Here is a 17,208-nt window from a genome sequence, read left to right on the forward strand (position 1 = left end):
CGGAACCCCTTGAGCTGGGACGTTGCGGTGTCCGACGATGACCTTTCGGCCTGTTGGAACCGGCGGTCGGACAACGCGCGTCTATGCCGTCACTTCTCGCGTGGTGGGACGCGAAAATGGGGCATTTGTGGAAGAGCAGGCACGTATGAGGGCATATCGCACAGCGTCATACGCGGTGCCGCACGCGTACAACCCTGACGGGGGGACGGGTGTCCAACAGGCGTGGCAGAGGTTCTCGACATCACAGTGGTGGGCCCGTTGCGCGGCGCTTCGGTGCGCCCGCTCCGGCGGCCCCGCGCGCCCGGCGGTATGCCGGTGATCGCGCCCATGCCCGCTGCGCGCACGGCCCAGCTGCCGTCGCAGCGCGAGGGCGCTGAGGAGGGCGTGGCAGCCGGGACCACAGTCGACCATCTCACCGAGACCTACCGCGCCCACTACCGTTCGCTGCTCGGCCTGGCGGCGCTGCTGCTGGACGACACCGCGTCATGTGAGGACGTGGTGCAGGAGGCGTTCATCCGCGTGCACTCGGCGCGGAACCGGGTACGGGAGCCGGAGAAGACACTCGCGTACCTGCGCCAGACGGTCGTCAACCTGTCGCGCTCCGCGCTGCGCCGCCGCATCCTCGGGCTGAAGCTGCTCTCCAAGCCGATGCCCGACATGGCGAGCGCCGAGGAGGGGGCGTACGACCAGCTGGAGCGGGACGCGCTGATCAAAGCGATGCGGGGGCTGCAACGGCGCCAGCGGGAGGTGCTGGTGCTGCGGTACTTCGCAGACATGACCGAGGCCCAGGTGGCCGAGACGCTGGGCATATCCCTGGGCTCGGTCAAGGCGTACGGCTCCCGCGGCATCGCGGCGCTGCGCGTCGTCATGGAGGCCCAGTAATGAGTGGGCACGAACGGACGCCTGGGCACGAGCAGGAACCCGCGCACGAGCAGGAACCCGCGCACGAACGCACGCGTGAGCGTGAGATCGACCGGACTGGAAACGGAATTGTGAAGCACGGGCCGGAGAACACGCCGAACGTGAACTCGGACGACGACTCGGGCGCGGACGTGGTGTCCGCGGCGAGCGCGCCGGAGATGCGGGGGAGCGGTGGGGACGACCCTGTCGAGGCGGACCGGCTCGCCGGTCCGACGGCCCTCTTCGGTCCGGGAGCGGGCACGGGTGTGAGTTCCGGACCGGGACCGGGTGCCGGCCCGGGTGCGCCTGCAGGTGCCGGGTCCGGTGCGGGGGGCCGTGCCGGAGACCTCGGTGCGGACATGGACGAGGCCGCCCTGCGGCTCATGCTGCGCAGCGCGGTCCAGGACCTCGAGCCCGCGGACGGCACCCTCGACCACCTGAAGCGTGCCGTCCCTGCCCGGCGCGCCCGGAAGCGGCAGGCGGTCGTCGGAATGGCAGCGGCGGCGCTGCTCTTCGGCACCGCGGTCCCCGCGTTCGTCCATGTCGCCAACTCCGAAGGCTCGAACACCGCCAGCCCGGCCATCGCCGGGCACGGTGAGGAGACGCAGGGCGGCAGCGGCGCCGATACCGGCTCGGAAGCCGGAGCGATGACCGGCGGCGACGCCGCGGACGGCCGGGGCTCGGGCGGCAGGGGCCAGGCCGACAGCACCAGCAGCCCCTCGGACACCGGCGACCGGACCAGCGACGGTGACGCGGCGGGTACCGGTGCGGGTGCCGCCAGCAGCGCTGCGGCCGACATGCCGGTCTGTGACCCGGGACAGCTGGGCGTCGCCTCCGCCCAGACGGGTGTGGCTGGGGCCGACGGCACGGTGTACGGCAGCTTCCGCATCTCCAACATCTCCGGCACGGAATGCTCGGTGACCAGCAGTGGCATCGTGGGCTTCCAGGCGAAGGGCGCGGCCGACGCGGCCAAGATCGATGTGGTGCAGCACACCGCGGGCGACGCGGCAGCCGGACTGCCCGACCCGTCGCAGGAAGCGGGCACGGTACTGCTGAAGCCGGCGATGGAGTACGAGGTGCAGTTCGCCTGGGTCCCGGAGGACTCCTGCCCGACCTCCGGCGGAACACCGACCCCGAGCCCGACGGAAGGCGCGACGGGTACCTCCGACGGCACCGGTGACGGCACGACGCAGACGCAACTGCAGCTCGGCAGCGACGACGGCGGTGGGACGCAGGACGGCAGCATCGCCGTGACGCACACACCGGAGCCGGGGGCACCGGTCGCGGAGGCGACGATCCCCAACGCCTGCGCGGGCACGATCTACAGGACGGGTGTGCTCGAACCGCCGGCCTAAAGGCTGTCCCGTAATTCCTGGCGGGCGCACGACGACAGCTACGGCACCTCGCCGCGTTGTCGGAACGCCCGAATACGCCCCGTATGAGGACGCTCCTCCGCCTTGCGATGCACCGCATCTGACGCCGCGCGCTGATCCACCAGGGATTACGGGACAGCCCTTGGAGTGACGGCGCATACGTGAGGGGGCCCGCCCGTTCGGCTTCGAACGGCCGGGCCCCCTCACGTATGCAGGCCGGGGCGGCTCAGGCCGGGCTCGTACTCGCGTCGGCCCGCATGTCCGCGTCCGCGCTCGCGTCCGCCTCGGGGACGAGGCCCAGCCGCACGTCCCGCGCGGCCTCCGCCTCGCGCCGGACCAGCCGGACCCACATGAAGAGCACGAACGCGGCGAAGATGAACCACTCACCGGTGTAGCCCAGGTTCTGGAACGCCTTCAGGTCGAGCCCGCTGCCCTGCGGCGCGACGGCAGGCACGGGACGCAGCGCACCGTTCTCGGTGCCGCTGCTCCCGGCGCCCGTGTCCTGGAGCGTCACCCAGGCGTCGTACACGTCGTACGGCACGAGGTTGACCAGCGTCGCGGCGCTGATCATGCCGAGCTGACCGCCGGGGAGGCCGCCCGCCGTGTCAACGCCGTCCGTCCCCGTGTTCTCGGACGCCTGGAGGTCGCCGGTCACCGTGACCTCGCCGGCCGGCGCGGCGGGCACCGGGGTGTGCCCGGCCTTGCCGGGCAGCCAGCCGCGTACCACCGGCAGGGCCTTGCCGCTGTCGGTGCGCAGCATGTTCAGGACGTAGAAGCCGGTCCTGTCGTCCAATTCCCGGCCGGGCACCAGGAACTGGTCGGCGTACCGGCCGGTCGCGGTGGCCGGGCGGCCGGACGTCACGGTGTCGACCGGCAGGAGGTCGTCGAGGGGCTTTGCCGCCCTCGTCCCCGGGTTCGGCTGCTTCGCGGCCTGCTCGTGCGTCTGCACGCGGTCCTCGAAGCGGCCGAGCTGCCAGGTGCCCATGAAGACGCAGAGCGGGATGGCCAGTACGGCGAAGAGGTTGATCCCCCACCATCGCGGGGTCAGCAGGAACCGGTACACCCCTCCACGGTACGGTCCCCGCTCCGGAAACCCGGAGCGGGGGCCGTCGGAGCCGCGATTCCCGGCGGTCGGCGCCGCCTTCCCGGACCTGCCTGCCCTCGTACCCGGCCTTCGCAGGCCGGCCCGGTGCCACGCGCCCCGGCCGCCGGGGCCGGCCCCGGCACCGGGCCGGCCCCGGCGGCCGGACGGCCGCTACCCGAGGTGCCGCCGGGCGAAGTCCAGCTCCAGCCGCACCTGCTTGATCCGTTCCTCGACGACGAGCGAGCCGTGCCCCGCGTCGTACCGGTAGACCTCGTGGACGGCCTGCCGGTCCTTCAGCCGGTCCACATAGTTCTCGACCTGGCGGATCGGGCAGCGCGGGTCGTTGACGCCGGCCGAGATGTAGACCGGCGCCCGCACGGCGTCGACGTACGTCAGAGGCGACGAGGCCTCGAACCGCTCCGGCACCTCCTCCGGCGTACCGCCCAGCAGCGTACGGTCCATGGCCTTCAGGGCCTCCATCTCGTCGTGGTAGGCCGTGACGTAGTCCGCGACCGGCACCGCGGCCAGGCCCAGCGCCCAGTCGTCCGGCTGCGTACCGAGACCGAGCAGCGTCAGATAGCCGCCCCAGGAGCCCCCGGCCAGGACCAGCTTCTCCGGGTCGGCGAGCCCCGACTTCACCGCCCACTCCCGGACCGCCGCGATGTCCTCCAGCTCGATCAGGCCGACCCGGTGCTTGAGCGCGTCCGTCCAGGCCCGCCCGTAACCCGTCGAGCCGCGGTAGTTGACGCGGACGACCGCATAGCCGTGGTCCACCCAGGCGGCCGGCCCGGACGCGAACGCATCACTGTCGTGCCAGGTCGGGCCGCCATGGATCTCGAACACGGTCGGGAACGGGCCGTCGGCCGCAGCGGCGGGCCGCTGCACCAGCGCATGGATCCGGCCGCCGGGCCCGTCCACCCACACGTCCTCCACCGGCACGGACGCCGGAGCCTTCGCACCCGGCGGATCGAGCACCACCGCACCCGTCGTGGACCGCACGACCGGCGGCTGGGCGGCCGACGACCACAGAAACTCCACCGTGCCGTCCGGCCGGGCCGTGGCGCCCGACACCGATCCGGCCGGTGTCTCCACCCGGACCGGGGCGCTGTCGGTTCCCGGCTCGTACCGCCACAGGTCACTGCGGGCCTCGAAGCCGTGCACGATCAGCAGCGCGGAGCCGTCCGGATACCACTCGGCGCCCACATCGCCGGGCAGATCGATCGCGAGGTCCGTCTCCGTCCCCGCCACCGGGTCCCAGATCATCGGCTCCCAGCGGCCCCGCCGCTGATGCCCGACCAGCAGCCGCGTGTCCCCGGCGACCGGTGCGAAGCCCAGCACCGTCAGACCGAGCTCCTGCGTACCGCCCTTGGTGTCGTCTAGCTCGGCGACCGTCGACCCGTCCGGCCGCACCACGCGCAGCGCCGAATGCATCGCGTCGCCGTGCTCGGTGTGCTCCAGGGCGATCAGCGTCCCGTCGTACGACAGATCCCCGACGCCCGCGGACTCGCGGTGCCGGTAGATCTCGACGGGCGGGGTCCCGGGCCGTACGACGTGGATCGTCGTCCCGTCCTCGTCGGTCGACCGGCCGACCACCGCCGTCCCGTCCCGCCCGATCGCGAGTCCCGCCGGATACGAGGCCTCGAGCCCGGGAGCCGCCGGCTCGTCCGCCGTCCCTCCGTCCCCCTCACCGCTGCCACCACCGCGGAACGGCTGGCGCATCCACACCCCGAACTCGTCGCCGTCGGTGTCGTTGAACCACCAGATCGCCTCGCCGTCCGGTGTCAGTACCCCGTCCGTCGTCCCGTTCGGCCGGTCCGTGACCTGCCGCTGCTTGCCGGTCGCCCGGTCCCACGCATACAACTCGTACGTCCCCGTCGCGTTGGAGACGAACAGCGCGCGGTCCGGTGCGTCCTCCGCCCAGTCGGGCAGCGACACCCGGGGCGCCCGAAAGCGCTGCTCCCACTCCGGCACGGAGCCGGTCGTCCGTGCCGGTACGGAATCGGTCGTCGAGCCAGTGATCTCAGTCATGCCCCCCATTCTGCGCCGGAGGAACGACAATTCGCTCGCGTCGTCCGCAGCCTGTGGATAACCTTCCCGGATGCACCTCCCGACCCCTGACGACTGGCGCGAGGCGAACCGCGCGCGCTGGGACGAGCGTGTGCCGATCCACACGGCGAGCGATTTCTACGACCTCGACTCCTTCCGCGCGGGCAAGGACGCCCTGCGCCCCTTCGAGCTCGCGGAGGTCGGGGACGTCACAGGAAAGTCGCTGCTGCATCTGCAGTGCCACATAGGGCTCGACACCCTTTCCTGGGCACGACACGGCGCGGCGCACGTCGTCGGTCTCGACTTCTCCGAGCCGGCCGTCGAGACCGCCCGGTCCCTGGCCCGCGATCTGGGGTTCACCCCGGACCGGGCGGCGTTCGTCGCCGCCGATGTGTACGACGCGCCGGAGGCCGTCCCGGATTCCTCGTACGACATCGTCTACACGGGAGTCGGCGCCCTGAACTGGCTGCCGGACACCCGGCGCTGGGCCGAGACCGCCGCCTCGCTCGTCGCACCCGGCGGCTTCCTCTACCTTGCGGAGTTCCATCCGCTCACCGACTGCCTCGACGACTCGACCGGCTCGGCGCTCGAGCACGACTACTTCAGTCGTGACGCATGGGTGGACGAGACACCGGGAACGTACGCGGACTTCGACGCGCCGACCGTCCACAACCGCAGCGTCGAGTGGCAGCACCCGGTCGGCGACGTGGTGTCGGCGCTCGCCGCCGCCGGGCTGCGGATCGAGTTCCTGCACGAGCACGACGTCTCGCTCTTCGCGCGGTTCACGGTGCTGGAGCGGCATGGGGACGGTTTCTACCGCTTCCCCGCCGACCGGCCCCGGATCCCGCTGATGTACTCGATCAAGGCGTCGAGGCCGCGCACAGGCTGACCGGTGGGCCGGTCGGCCCCCGACCCTCCGGCTGCCGTGGGCCGGTTGTCAGTGGCCGGGTTCACACTCGGAGCATGACTGCCGATCTGCGCGCCACGGTGGAGACGTACTGGACCGCGGCCGACGAGCGTGACTGGGCCACTTTCGCGACGACGCTCGCCGAGGAGGTGCTGTACGACCTTCCGCAGACCCGCGAGCGGATCCGCGGAAGAGAGCGGTACCTCCAGTTCAACCGGGAGTATCCGGGGGACTGGCGTGTCCGTGTCGAGCGGATCGTGGCCGACCGGGACGGCCGGCAGGTGGCCGTCCGGACTCTGTTCGCCGTCGGCCCGGAGGAGATGCACGCGATCCACTTCTTCACCGGCGACGAACAGGGCCGGATTGTGGAAATCACGGACTTCTGGCCGGAGCCGTACGAACCCCCGGCAGGCCGGGAGCACCTCGTCGAGCGCTACTGAGCACGGGGCCGAGTGTCGCCGAGGGGCTGGCGGGGACGGGACCGGTCCGGCCGGGGCGCGGACGGCGGCGAGGGTGCTCATCACGGCCTCGCCGCAGGAGCGGCGGATCCACATGGCGTCCAGGACATGCCCGTGCGTACCGACGGGGTGACGAAGACGCGGCGGGCCACCGGAGACTTCCCGGGGCCCGCCGCATTCACGTACCGCCGCACAGGGGCGTGTGCCGCTGTGCGCGCCCTGCGGGCGAGTTGCCCGACCTCTTGCGCGAGCGGGTCACGCGACCGAGCGGAAGGCCGGCAGGTAGCCGCCCGACTGCCCTGCGGCCTTGGGGTGGTACGACTCGTAGACGGGGAGGGTCACGCTGTTGAGCCACGCGTCACCGGAGCACAGCTCGTGTCCGGTGAACTCGTCGACCACGCTGGAGAACGTGAACCCGGCGCCGGCCGCCTGCTGGGAGATGACGCCGTTCAGCACGTTCGACGCGTTGTTGATGGCCGAGCGCTCGGTCTCGGAGAGCCCGGCGATGCAGTTCCCGTCCAGCCGGTAGAAGCGCGGGTATCCGAGCACCACCACACGCGCCTGCGGGGCGCGTGAGCGGATGGAGCCGTAGAGCGAACCGAGCCTGGAAGGCAGCGAGTTCTGCATCTGGGAGACGGCCGCGTTCACGCTGCTCACGCAGGTTGCCTCGCTGTAGAGGACGCAGTCCTCCATCACATCGGCGAAGCCGACGTCATTGCCGCCCGCGGTGACGCTGACCAGGGTGGTGGACGAACTCAGCGCACCCAGCTGACCGCTCGCCACCGAACTCGTCGTGGCACCCGAACAGGCGACGAAGGCGAAGGAGGACGGTGAGTTCTGGACGGCCCACAGGTACGGGTAGGCCTTGGTGCTCCGATGACAGTCGCCGCTGTCGGAGAGGTAGCTTCCGGAACCGACGCCGGACGAGTAGGAGTCGCCGAGAGCGACGTACCCGCCGGCGGCGGCCGTGGAGGCGGCCGAGGCCGGCTGGGCCATGCCCAGCGCGACCACGGCCGCGAGGACCAGAGTGGATGCGGACGCCCAGAGTCTTCGTACTGACATGGCTGTCAGCCCTCCGAAATGTGGGGGGTGGGTGGGGGGTTGAGTGAGCGAGCACGTTTCTAGCAGCCATGGGTACCGGCCGGTAATAGCCGCGCAGGAACTCGTCCGGTATGCCCGAATGATCGTTCGGTAGGTAGAGCTCCGCGCGTAGATAAACCTTCAACTGGCCCTGAAATCAAGGGAAATGAGAAACGCGGTGGCCCCGCCGACAAGGGGCCCGATGCCTCCGCCGGTACCGGCCGGGCGACTCGCTCCCACACGTCGCCCACAGGCGGCCGCAGCCCGTCATGGCGTTCACGATCAGAGAGGGGAGGGCGGTCGCTCGCGACGTACTGTCCCGTCCCCAGCCTGCTGTACGGACTCGACCCGGCCTGACATCGCCCGATCACCAAGGACCTCGCGGGAGCGCCCGGGACGCCCAGCTGTAGCCTGGAGATCCACGACAGAACGTGCAGATCGGCGCCTTGTGTACCCGCTTCCCTCGCACCCGATCCGGATCGCCGCCGCCCAGGCCCAGGCGGTGGCCGGCGACATCGAGGCCAACGTGGCCACCGTGGCCGCCATGGTCCGGGAGTCCGCTCGGGCCGGGGCCCGGCTCGTGGTCTTCCCGGAGAAGTTCCTCAGTGGTTACGAGCCCGATCTCATCCGGGCCGACCCCGAGCGGTGCGCCGTGCAGCCCGACGACCCACGCCTGGCTCCGGTCGCCGAAGCCTGCCGGGAGACCGGCACGGTCGCCGTCGTCGGAGCGGCCTTCCACGACCGGGGCGATCTGTATGTCTCGGCGCTGGTGGTCGGGGCGAGCGGGGAACTCGTCACCCGTTACGACAAGCAGAACCTGTTCAAGGCGGAACGGGAGATCTACCGCGAAGGCGCGGCCGGGTGCACTCTCGAACTCGACGGCTGGCGCCTGGGTCTGGGGATCTGCTACGACTCCGGCTTCCCCGAACACGCCCGGGCGGCCGCGCTGGACGGCTGCCACGCCTACGTCGTCGGCGCGCTGTTCAGCGTCGGCAACGGCTACCACGAGTCACGCACCTGGTTCCCGGCGCGGGCCCTGGACAACACCTGCTATGCCGTCCTGGCCAACCACATCGGCACCACCGGGGGCTGGAACACCTGCGGGGCCAGCGCCATCTGGGGCCCGGACGGCCGGGTCCACGCCGAGGCGGGCCCGGACCGGCGCGAGCTGATCACCGCCGATCTCGACCCGCAGACACTGATCGCCGCCCGCGACAGTGAACCCATGCTGCGCGACCTGATCGACACCGGCACACACCCGCGCGCCCTGCACCGGCTGAGCTGACTCGCGCGCAAGCCGGCAGGGAGCCGGCCTTCACCGGCTCTGTGTACCCGCAATCGGGCGTCACGGCCTTCGATGCGGTGCAGACCCCCTGAAGGCGGGGCAGTGCACCAGGGGCCGACACCGCGGACGGCAGAAAACCGCGCGAGAAGGGCGGCGGGTGGATATGCCTTCGGGCTGGGAGTGGGACGACACACTGTTCTCGGGTGCGGCCCCGTATTACGAGCGCGGGCGGCTCCCGTATGCACCCGGACTCGCGGACACGCTCGCCGAGGCTCTGGCGCTCGACGGCCGGGGCCGTCTGATCGATGTGGGCTGTGGACCCGGCACCCTGGCCCTGGGCCTGGCGCACCTGTTCAGTGAGATCGTCGGCGTCGACCCGGACAGCGGCATGATCGCGGAGGCCGGCCGCGGTGCCGCCGAGGCAGGAGTGGCCGGGAAGGCGCACTGGGTTCGGGCCCGGGCCGAGGATCTGACCGCTGGGCTCGGGGAGTTCACCGTCGCGACCTTCGGCCAGTCGTTCCACTGGATGGATCGTGAGCTGGTGGCGGCAACCGTCCGGGACATGCTCCGGCCCGGCGGGGCGCTGGTGCACATCTCGGACGAGAAGTCGCAGACCCGAGCCGTCGACGGCCTTCCCTGTCCGGCGGTGCCCTACGAGGCGATGGCGGAGCTGGTCAGGCACTACCTGGGACCGGTTCGGCGGGCCGGCCGGGGATTGCTTCCGCACGGGACACCCGGCGGCGAGGCGGAGGTGCTCGCCCGGGCGGGATTCTCCGGTCCTGAGCGCCGGGTGGTTCCCGGCGGACAGCCGCTGGAACGCACGTGTGACGACGTCGTCGCGTGGGTGTTCTCGATGTCCTTCTCGGCTCCGCACCTTTTCGGCACGCGCCGTGACGCCTTCGAGGAGGACCTGCGTGGTCTCCTGCGGGAGGCCTCCCCGACGGAGCGGTTCTCCGAACGCGTGCCGAGCACCGAGGTCTTCGTCTGGCGCAGGCCTTCTCCAGGGGCCGGGCAGGTTCGCTGAAGTCCTGTCCGGGGCGAGCAGCGAAATCGAGTGGTGGAGGAGACCTGCTCCTCATACGTTCGACCACATGACTGACGAGTGTTTCGGGCATCCACGACTCGCCGCGATCTACGACCCGCTCGACCCCGATCGCAGCGACCTCGACGCCTACGCCCTGATGGTGAAGGAGTTCGGGGCGCGCCGGGTGCTGGACATCGGTTGCGGGACAGGTGTGTTCGCGCTCCTGCTGGCGGGTCGCGGGATCGAAGTCGTCGGCGTCGACCCCGCCCCGGCGTCCATCGACGTGGCCCGGGCCAAACCGGGCAGCGACCGGGTGCGATGGATCTGCGGTGACGCGACAGCGCTTCCGCCGCTGCGGGTCGACCTCGCGACCATGACCGCGAACGTCGCTCAGCAAATTGTCGATCCGCAGGCATGGCGCAAGACCCTGAGGGGTGTGTACGAAGCCCTGCGGCCCGGCGGGCGGCTGGTGTTCGAGACCCGGGATCCGGTCAGGCGTGCCTGGGAGGAGTGGAACCGCGAGAGCTCGTACGGCGTGACGGAGATCCCCGGTGTCGGTTCCGTCGAGAGCTGGCACCAGTTGACCGAGGTGGCCGGGCCGCTGGTGACATTCCGCACGACCTATGTGTTCGCCGCGGACGGGCAGGTGCTGACGTCGGATTCGACGTTGCGTTTTCGCGAGCGACAGGAGGTCGAGGCGGAGCTGGTCGCGCAGGGGTACGAGGTGGAGGACGTTCGTGACGCGCCCGACCGGCCGGGCAGGGAGTTCGTCTTCCTCGCGCGACGTCCGGAGACCGGCCACGTCTGAGGTCTTCGCCCTCGCCGCTCAGGCGTGTCGGGCCGCACTGTCGGCGATTTCCTGCAGGGCGGCCATGTGACCGACCAGGGCGCTCCGCCCGTCATCGGTGAGTGCGAGCCATGTCCGGGGCGTCTTGCCGACGTACCCTCTGCGCACTGAGACGTAACCCAAGTCCGCAAAGGCGGAGACGTTCTTGGAGAGGTTCGAGGGCGAGAGGGCGCAGTACTCCTGGACGGCGCGGAATTCCGCCTCGTCGCAGCCGGAGAGGAAGGCCGCAATCCGGATGCGGGTGACGGTTCGAAACGCATCGTTCAGCTCGGCCGTCATGCGCGGACCTGCTTGTGCAGCATGAACCAGGTGCAGAGGAATACGGCCAGGCCCAGCCCGCTCCAGATCCACCGCAGGTCCGGGCTGACAGCCAGTGCGCAGATCAGGATGGCTGCACAGGCGTTGACGGTGCGGCGGCGTTTTTCACGTGCGGGACCGCGCAGGCCGGTGATGCCCTGTCGGGCCCGGATGCGGGTCAGGATCTGGTCGGCGGCCAGAGCGAGGAGGAGGCCCCCACCGATGGTCAGTGCCTTCAACCAGTGGGGTGAGGGGCTGAATCCGCCCAGCGCCAGGGCGGCGCCCAGGAGGAAGCCGCAGGTGGGCGGCGCCCATGCCGGCAGCCGCGGTTCGACGGACGACCGGTAGGACTGGCGGGCCTGCTCAAGGTCGTGTCGTGCTTCTTCAGCGTCCACGGTTGCCACCCTGGCATGTACTTTCCTGATTTTCAACTACTCACTTTCAGGAAAGTACTGTCCGTTGCGTCTGCGGCGGACTCGAAACGACCTCGGCCAACAAGCCGCCCGGGAGGTTGAACTCCGCAAGGAGATAGGTCAGTTGAGAGATGTGCTGGGCGATTCCATGTGCAGTGGCAGACCACGCACACACGAGGGGGTGCCGGTGACCCCGCCCGCGGTCCGTCGGCAGTGGTGCCGGATGTCGTTCCGCGCGGCCCGGCCCTCAGTCACGCGTCGCGGCCGGCTTCCTGCGCCGTACGCTCCAGCCGGCTTCGATGGTTCTCCCACCACGCCGGGTCGTCCGTCGGCATGCTGTCGTTCCCCTTGTTCATCCCGACGGCACCGTCCATGAGCTCCCGGAGGATGTCGGCGTGCCCGGCGTGCCGGTGCGTGTCGGCGATCACCCGCACCACGGCATGATGCAACGTCACTTCGTTCTTGTCGCTCGGCCACCACGGCACCTTGCCGATCGTGTCCAGTGCCAGCGCGTCGATCGTTGCGTCTGCGTACACCCAGGCCCGGCGGTAGAGCTCCACGATGTACTCGCGTGACTCGTCGGCGGTGACCCACATGTCCGCGTTCGGCTCGGCACCGGTGTCGAGCCAGGGCAGCGGTTCGCCGGACGGCCGCCCGAAGGTGTCGCCGAGGTAGGCCAGTTCCACGCCCGCCACGTGCTTCACCAGGCCCAGAAGGTTGGTTCCGGTCGGCGTCAGCGGGCGGCGGATGTCGTACTCCGGGAGTCCTTCGAGCTTCCACAGGAGGGCATCGCGGGCGGACTGCAGGTAGAAGTGGAGGTCGGCCTTGGCATCCGATGCGGTCATGGGGCCAGTCTGCCGCTCGCGCGATCTTTGCCCAGCGCTTTTCCGTCTTCGGCGGCGAACCGAACCGGCCGAGGTGACCAGTGTGCCGGCCCAAGTCCCCTGGAATCGGGGCGAGATCGGCAGAGAAAGGGTGAGTCCGGTCTCGGTTGAGCTGAACGGTCCGCACGTGCTCACCGGTGGCCGCGGCGTCGGTGACGGGCGTGCGCTCGCCGAGTGCCATGGTCTCGCGAGTGCCATTGTGATGGAAGAGACGATGGACTCTGATGAGTCTTGTGAGACCCCCGTGAGAAGCTTTTGATCGTCGACGGCACAGTGCCGTTGAGCAAATCGTAGGGGGGAATCTCTATGATCATCACCCGACGTAGGCGTGCGCTTCGGGGCGCGCTCGCCGCCACCGCCGTCACTGTCGCGATGGCCGCCACGGCCGGTACGGCCTTCGCCTCCAACGGCCCGGCCGGGGCCGGCCAGGCGCGTTCCGGGGTCGAGCAGCAGGCCCGGGACGCGCAGAGCCCGAGGATGAGCGCCCGCGCGGCCGCTGCTCCGGTGGAAACACCCAGCTTCGCCATGAACGCCGTTCGCAAGCAGACCAACGAGCTGTACATGTACTTCACGGACGGCCAGGGCGGCTTCCAGCCCCAGGAGGACGTGGGGGTCACCTTCGAAGCCTTCGCCGACGTGCTCGACGTCGACAACGACAAGGACGGGTGGAGCGACGGCACCTGGTTCGCCTACAAGAACGGGACCCTGCAGTACAGCTGGATCGACGACGATCTCGGGTACCACAGCGCGCAGGTCGGCAAGGGCTGGAACATCTACCCCACCCTCCTCTCCCCCGGCAACCTCGGCGGAGCCCAGGAGGCCGACCTCATAGGCCTCGACAAGGCCGGTGTTCTGTGGGGGTACCTCGCCTACCCGGACGGCACACTCACCTCGCGCATACGTATCGGCGGAGGCTGGGGCCAGTACACCCAGCTTGCCGGCCAGGGCGATCTGACCGGTGACGGCAAGGCTGACATCGTTGCCCGGGACAAGTCCGGCGTCCTGTGGCTCTACAAGGGCACGGGCAACTACAAGGCCCCCTTCGAGTCCCGCACGAAGATCGGCGGCGGCTGGAACGTGTACGACCGGTTGCTGTCGGTCGGCGACCTCGACTCCGACGGCAAGACGGACCTGATCGCGCGCCAGCCGAACGGTGACCTGTACCGGTACTCGGGCACGGGCAACGCCCAGGCCGTGTACCAGAAGCCCGTCAAGATCGGCCACGGGTTCCAGGCCTACAACCTGCTGTAGCAGTACGTTTCGACAGGACGGGACGGGCCGCTTCCTCCGGTTCGAGGACGGCCCGTCCTGTCCGCCCCCGGCTCGTTCGGGGCGTGAGGCGTCGTGCGCCCGGACGGGAGGTGGACGCCTGGGCCCGCCGGGTGCGCGGCCGGGCCGTCCGAGAGGCGGACAACACCGCCCGTTGGAGCGGTATCGGTGCGAGACCTGAAGGGTGGTCACCGTCCGGCCGGCGATGCCGACTTCGGAGGTCGGAGTCCGGCCCGCCGCAGCTCCGGGACGGAGAACCCGAGCGCTGCCGCGAGCAGGCAGATCGCGCCGCATCCGGTGAAGAACGTCGCCGCTCCCCACACGGCCACCGTGATGCCGACGGCCGGAAAGAGCACGGGCGCGAGGCCCAGTGTGCAGAGGGTCGTGACCGAGGTGACCCGGCCCAGGTATCGGGGGTCGGCCTCCGTCTGGATCAGGGCACTGGTCACGGTTGCGGTGATCCCGCTGGTCAGACCTATCAGGGCGCCGAATGCGACGGCGATGGGCAACGACGGAGCGTGCCCCAGGGCGACCGCTCCCGCGGCAGTGACGAGCAGCGCGAGGGACATCGCCGCTCCGGCGTGCGGTATCCGGCTCGACACGGTGAGCAGCAATGCGGCGGCCGCGGCTCCGACGCTGAATGCGCTCGCGATCCATCCCATGCCCGAGGCACCCCAGCCGCGTTCATCTGCCAAGAGCACCAGGCCGGTGGCGACCGGACCGCTGAAGCACATCTCGCTCAGCCCGATCACGGTGACCAGCGGTGCGAGCATCCGGTGGTGGCGGACATATCGCAGGCCGTCGCCCAACTCCCGCCAGGCCGAGGTGCGCTGGGACACCTCGGCCGGCGAAGCGATCCGCACCGTGAGCAGGATGACGAGTGAGGCGGCGAAGAGAACACCTGCGGCCCCGAACGCAGCGGTCACGTCGCCGACCGCCAGTACGGCTCCCGCCAGGAGGGGGCCTATGGCGTTGCTCAGCCGGATCGACAATCCGCGCATCGCCTGGACCCGGGCGAGCTGCTCGGGCGCCGTGATGCGTGGCGGGAGCGCGCCCACCGCCGGCATGAACACCGCGTCCACCACACCGAAGACCAACGCGACCGGGATCAGGAGCCACATGTTCGGTGGGGCCGACACGAGCGTCGCGGCGGCGGTGAGGATCACCGCGCAGCGGATCGCGTCGCTGGCGACAGCAATCCGGCGTGGTCCGAACCGGTCGGCCACCACGCCCCCGCCGAGCATGAACACCGCACGGGGGAGTGCCCCGGCCGCGACCACCAGGCCGACCTGTGACGGCTCGGCAGCGCGGGTGGCCGCCCAGGACAGGGCGAGAAAATACACGATGTCGCCGGTGACCGAGGCGGTGTAGGCGCTGAGCCAGCGCAGGACGTTGGCGTCCCGGTAAGCGGGCCGCGCGGACGCGGCTGTGCCGGCGGCACTCATGCGTCGGCTGCGCGCAGCTCGACCGTGCCGGGCACCGGAAACGCCTGTACGTGCAGCGCTACCGGCGAGGAGCCTTCGGGCGCTTCGCTCTTTTCGTGCCGGTAACGGGAGATCACGTCAAAGATCTCGGTCCTCATGCGGTCCACGTCCCCTGGAGTCAGGTAGAGGAGGAAGTCGCTGTAGGTGGTGACGTCGAGCCATTCCTGGGGGAGCAGTGGGACCTCCTGCGCAGCCCTGCGCAGACGATCGGTAGCGGCGACGGCCACTGCGTGCGTGTATGCGCGGCCGGCCTCACGCTGCTCCGGGGGCGCGGCCGCAGGGTCGTGGATCGACTGTCGATGGGCGGCCCGCCACCATCGCTCGCGTCCGGTGCCGCGGTCGGGCTCGTCCAGAATGAGTCCGCCGGACGCAAGGCGGCGCAGGTGGTAGCTGGCGGCGCCGGGGTTGATACCGAGTTCGTCGGCGAGCCGGGTGGCCGTGGACGGACCGCGCTCTCGCAGCAGGTTGAGCATGCTCAGGCGCAACGGGTGAGCGAGCACGCGCAGGGCGGCGGTGCCGAGCTCGACGTCCCGTTCCGAGGACCCGGTGGATGCCGTGGGCGAAGCGGTCATGCGCCGATCGTAGACCTACAACAGTTGTTTCAAAAGAGTTGTTGTGAACGGCGAGGGCCCGGACCTCGTTGCGTGCTGTCGGCGGTGCACGACTGCACGCGGAGAGCCCGGTATCGGTCCAGGCCCGGACCCTCGGCCGGCTGACGCCGGTGGGCGGCGAACCGGCTGTGGGAGCGCCGGTTCATCTCCTCGGTGCCGAACGCCCACATGCCCGCATCGTCTCGTCGGCCCGTACCACCGTGCCGGCCCGGTCGTTCCCGCCGGCCGAGGAGTGCTCCGCCGTCTCGTCGGTCACGCGCGGATACGCACGCGAGCCGGTGAACCCCGAGGACGACGGTCCCGTCCGGGCGGCCATGTGCCGCGTGACGCCGCGGTGTTCAGGTGCGGCGTGCGGCCCACACCGAGCGCTCGGTGCGTACCGTCAGGTCGTCGCGGCGCAGGATGCTGTGGGGGCTGCCGGTGTCGAGCAGCCGGTCGAGAGCGGTGAGGTCTTCGGCCGTCAGCGCCCGGGCGACGCTGCCGCGCAGGCGGGTCAGGCTGCTGAGCGCGTAGCGGCCGACGGCCTCGGTGTGGGGCGGGCCCAGGTTGACGGTGATGAGGCGTTCGCCCTCGACGGTGAAGCCGGCGGCGGTCAGCTTGGGTCCCCAGTCGGCGCCGCGGTGGGGCATGTGTTCGGCGTGGTGACGGTCGAGCGCGGCGTGGCAGCGCTCTTCGAGTCCGGGGCGGTCGGCCGGGGCGTCCTCGGGCAGGAAGCGCGGGAAGCCTGCCAGTTCCACGACGGCGAACAGCCCGTCGGGGGCGAGCGTGTCGTGGACCTGGTGCAGGGTGCGGTCGGGGTCGGCCAGGTGGTGCAGGGAGGCCGATGCCCACACCAGCTCGGGCGTGCCGAGCTCCGGCCAGGCCCCGTCGAGGTCGGCCTGGACGGTGCGCACCCGATCGGCGAGACCGGCTGCCTCGGCCTTGTGCTGCAGGCGCTCCAGGTGGCCTGCCGAGGTGTCGACGGCGGTCACCTCGGCCCCGGGGAAGCGTTTGAGCAGCGCGAGGGTGCCGGCCCCGGTTCCGCAGCCCAGATCCACGATGTGGCGGGGGTCGGCCCTGACGGGCAGCCATGCGGTGATGGAGGCGATGTGTTCGGCGAGCACCTCGGCGTCCAGGTCGAGAATCTCCGCCTGGCCGTCGGCGTCGTGCTCCGGTCCGTGGACAGGGTGGGCGCCGTGGTCGTGCGCTGCGTGTGGGGAGGTATGGGTCATGGCGCCCACGCTAGGAGGAGCGCGAGCGTATGGCC

The 17,208-nt window shown here is 70.6% G+C and carries 17 protein-coding genes; 8 read left to right on the forward strand and 9 right to left on the reverse strand.

Features of this window, described 5'->3' with window-relative positions:
• Nucleotides 1–309: 309 nt before the first annotated feature.
• Both LRD69_RS17605 and LRD69_RS17610 read left to right on the forward strand, forming a co-directional pair.
• A complete protein-coding gene (locus tag LRD69_RS17605; RefSeq protein ID WP_277329770.1) occupies nt 310–882 on the forward strand; it encodes a SigE family RNA polymerase sigma factor in 573 nt (190 codons plus the stop codon).
• On the forward strand, nt 882–2,255 hold the full coding sequence (locus LRD69_RS17610; protein WP_277327529.1) for a hypothetical protein: 1,374 nt from the start codon (nt 882–884) through the stop codon (nt 2,253–2,255). Before LRD69_RS17605 ends, LRD69_RS17610 begins: the two co-directional genes overlap by 1 nt.
• A 244-nt stretch (nt 2,256–2,499) precedes the next feature.
• Here the strand turns inward: LRD69_RS17610 and LRD69_RS17615 are convergent, their stop codons facing one another.
• Nucleotides 2,500–3,336 (reverse strand): SURF1 family protein, encoded by an 837-nt coding sequence (locus LRD69_RS17615; RefSeq protein WP_277327530.1) that lies wholly within the window; start codon nt 3,334–3,336, stop codon nt 2,500–2,502.
• Between the two features lie 192 nt (nt 3,337–3,528).
• Nucleotides 3,529–5,385 carry a prolyl oligopeptidase family serine peptidase gene (locus tag LRD69_RS17620; RefSeq protein WP_277327531.1) on the reverse strand — a complete coding sequence of 619 codons (1,857 nt, stop codon included), beginning with the start codon at nt 5,383–5,385 and terminating at the stop codon, nt 3,529–3,531.
• 70 nt (nt 5,386–5,455) lie between these two features.
• Between LRD69_RS17620 and LRD69_RS17625 the strand changes: the two genes are divergently transcribed.
• Nucleotides 5,456–6,292, forward strand: a complete 837-nt coding sequence (locus tag LRD69_RS17625) for a class I SAM-dependent methyltransferase (protein WP_277327532.1) — start codon at nt 5,456–5,458, stop codon at nt 6,290–6,292.
• A 74-nt stretch (nt 6,293–6,366) separates the two neighbouring features.
• On the forward strand, nt 6,367–6,750 hold the full coding sequence (locus LRD69_RS17630; protein WP_277327533.1) for a nuclear transport factor 2 family protein: 384 nt from the start codon (nt 6,367–6,369) through the stop codon (nt 6,748–6,750).
• Nucleotides 6,751–7,023: 273 nt separating this feature from the next.
• On the opposite strand, the gene LRD69_RS17635 is transcribed toward LRD69_RS17630, so the two are convergent.
• Nucleotides 7,024–7,830, reverse strand: a complete 807-nt coding sequence (locus LRD69_RS17635; RefSeq protein ID WP_277327534.1) for an SGNH/GDSL hydrolase family protein — start codon at nt 7,828–7,830, stop codon at nt 7,024–7,026.
• 466 nt (nt 7,831–8,296) lie between these two features.
• Here LRD69_RS17635 and LRD69_RS17640 point away from each other — a divergent pair, with 466 nt between their 5' ends.
• The 3 genes from LRD69_RS17640 to LRD69_RS17650 all read left to right on the forward strand — a co-directional run bounded on the left by LRD69_RS17640 (nt 8,297) and on the right by LRD69_RS17650 (nt 10,965).
• Nucleotides 8,297–9,133, forward strand: coding sequence for a carbon-nitrogen hydrolase family protein (locus LRD69_RS17640; RefSeq protein WP_277327535.1), 837 nt, complete (start codon nt 8,297–8,299; stop codon nt 9,131–9,133).
• 163 nt (nt 9,134–9,296) lie between these two features.
• Nucleotides 9,297–10,157 (forward strand): class I SAM-dependent methyltransferase, encoded by an 861-nt coding sequence (locus LRD69_RS17645; RefSeq protein WP_277329771.1) that lies wholly within the window; start codon nt 9,297–9,299, stop codon nt 10,155–10,157.
• Between the two features lie 67 nt (nt 10,158–10,224).
• Nucleotides 10,225–10,965, forward strand: a complete 741-nt coding sequence (locus LRD69_RS17650; RefSeq protein ID WP_277327536.1) for a class I SAM-dependent methyltransferase — start codon at nt 10,225–10,227, stop codon at nt 10,963–10,965.
• 18 nt (nt 10,966–10,983) lie between these two features.
• Here LRD69_RS17650 and LRD69_RS17655 read toward each other — a convergent pair whose 3' ends face one another.
• The 3 genes from LRD69_RS17655 to LRD69_RS17665 form a co-directional block, all read right to left on the reverse strand.
• Nucleotides 10,984–11,283 (reverse strand): transcriptional regulator, encoded by a 300-nt coding sequence (locus LRD69_RS17655; protein ID WP_277327537.1) that lies wholly within the window; start codon nt 11,281–11,283, stop codon nt 10,984–10,986.
• On the reverse strand, nt 11,280–11,696 hold the full coding sequence (locus LRD69_RS17660) for a hypothetical protein (RefSeq protein WP_277327538.1): 417 nt from the start codon (nt 11,694–11,696) through the stop codon (nt 11,280–11,282). Before LRD69_RS17660 ends, LRD69_RS17655 begins: the two co-directional genes overlap by 4 nt.
• A gap of 269 nt (nt 11,697–11,965) precedes the next feature.
• Nucleotides 11,966–12,559 (reverse strand): DinB family protein, encoded by a 594-nt coding sequence (locus tag LRD69_RS17665; RefSeq protein ID WP_277327539.1) that lies wholly within the window; start codon nt 12,557–12,559, stop codon nt 11,966–11,968.
• Between the two features lie 345 nt (nt 12,560–12,904).
• On the opposite strand from LRD69_RS17665, the gene LRD69_RS17670 reads away from it, so the two are divergent.
• On the forward strand, nt 12,905–13,849 hold the full coding sequence (locus LRD69_RS17670; protein WP_277327540.1) for a VCBS repeat-containing protein: 945 nt from the start codon (nt 12,905–12,907) through the stop codon (nt 13,847–13,849).
• 206 nt (nt 13,850–14,055) lie between these two features.
• Here the strand turns inward: LRD69_RS17670 and LRD69_RS17675 are convergent, their stop codons facing one another.
• The 3 genes from LRD69_RS17675 to LRD69_RS17685 form a co-directional block, all read right to left on the reverse strand.
• Nucleotides 14,056–15,312, reverse strand: a complete 1,257-nt coding sequence (locus LRD69_RS17675; protein ID WP_277327541.1) for an MFS transporter — start codon at nt 15,310–15,312, stop codon at nt 14,056–14,058.
• Entirely contained in the window at nt 15,309–15,923 is a 615-nt protein-coding gene (locus LRD69_RS17680; protein WP_277327542.1) for a helix-turn-helix domain-containing protein, read from the reverse strand. The genes LRD69_RS17675 and LRD69_RS17680 overlap by 4 nt, the downstream gene beginning before the upstream one ends.
• Nucleotides 15,924–16,300: 377 nt before the next feature.
• Nucleotides 16,301–17,173, reverse strand: a complete 873-nt coding sequence (locus tag LRD69_RS17685) for a class I SAM-dependent methyltransferase (protein WP_277327543.1) — start codon at nt 17,171–17,173, stop codon at nt 16,301–16,303.
• Nucleotides 17,174–17,208: the final 35 nt, after the last annotated feature.

Origin of the sequence: Streptomyces sp. JH14 (assembly GCF_029428675.1) — a bacterium.
GTDB lineage: Bacteria > Actinomycetota > Actinomycetes > Streptomycetales > Streptomycetaceae > Streptomyces.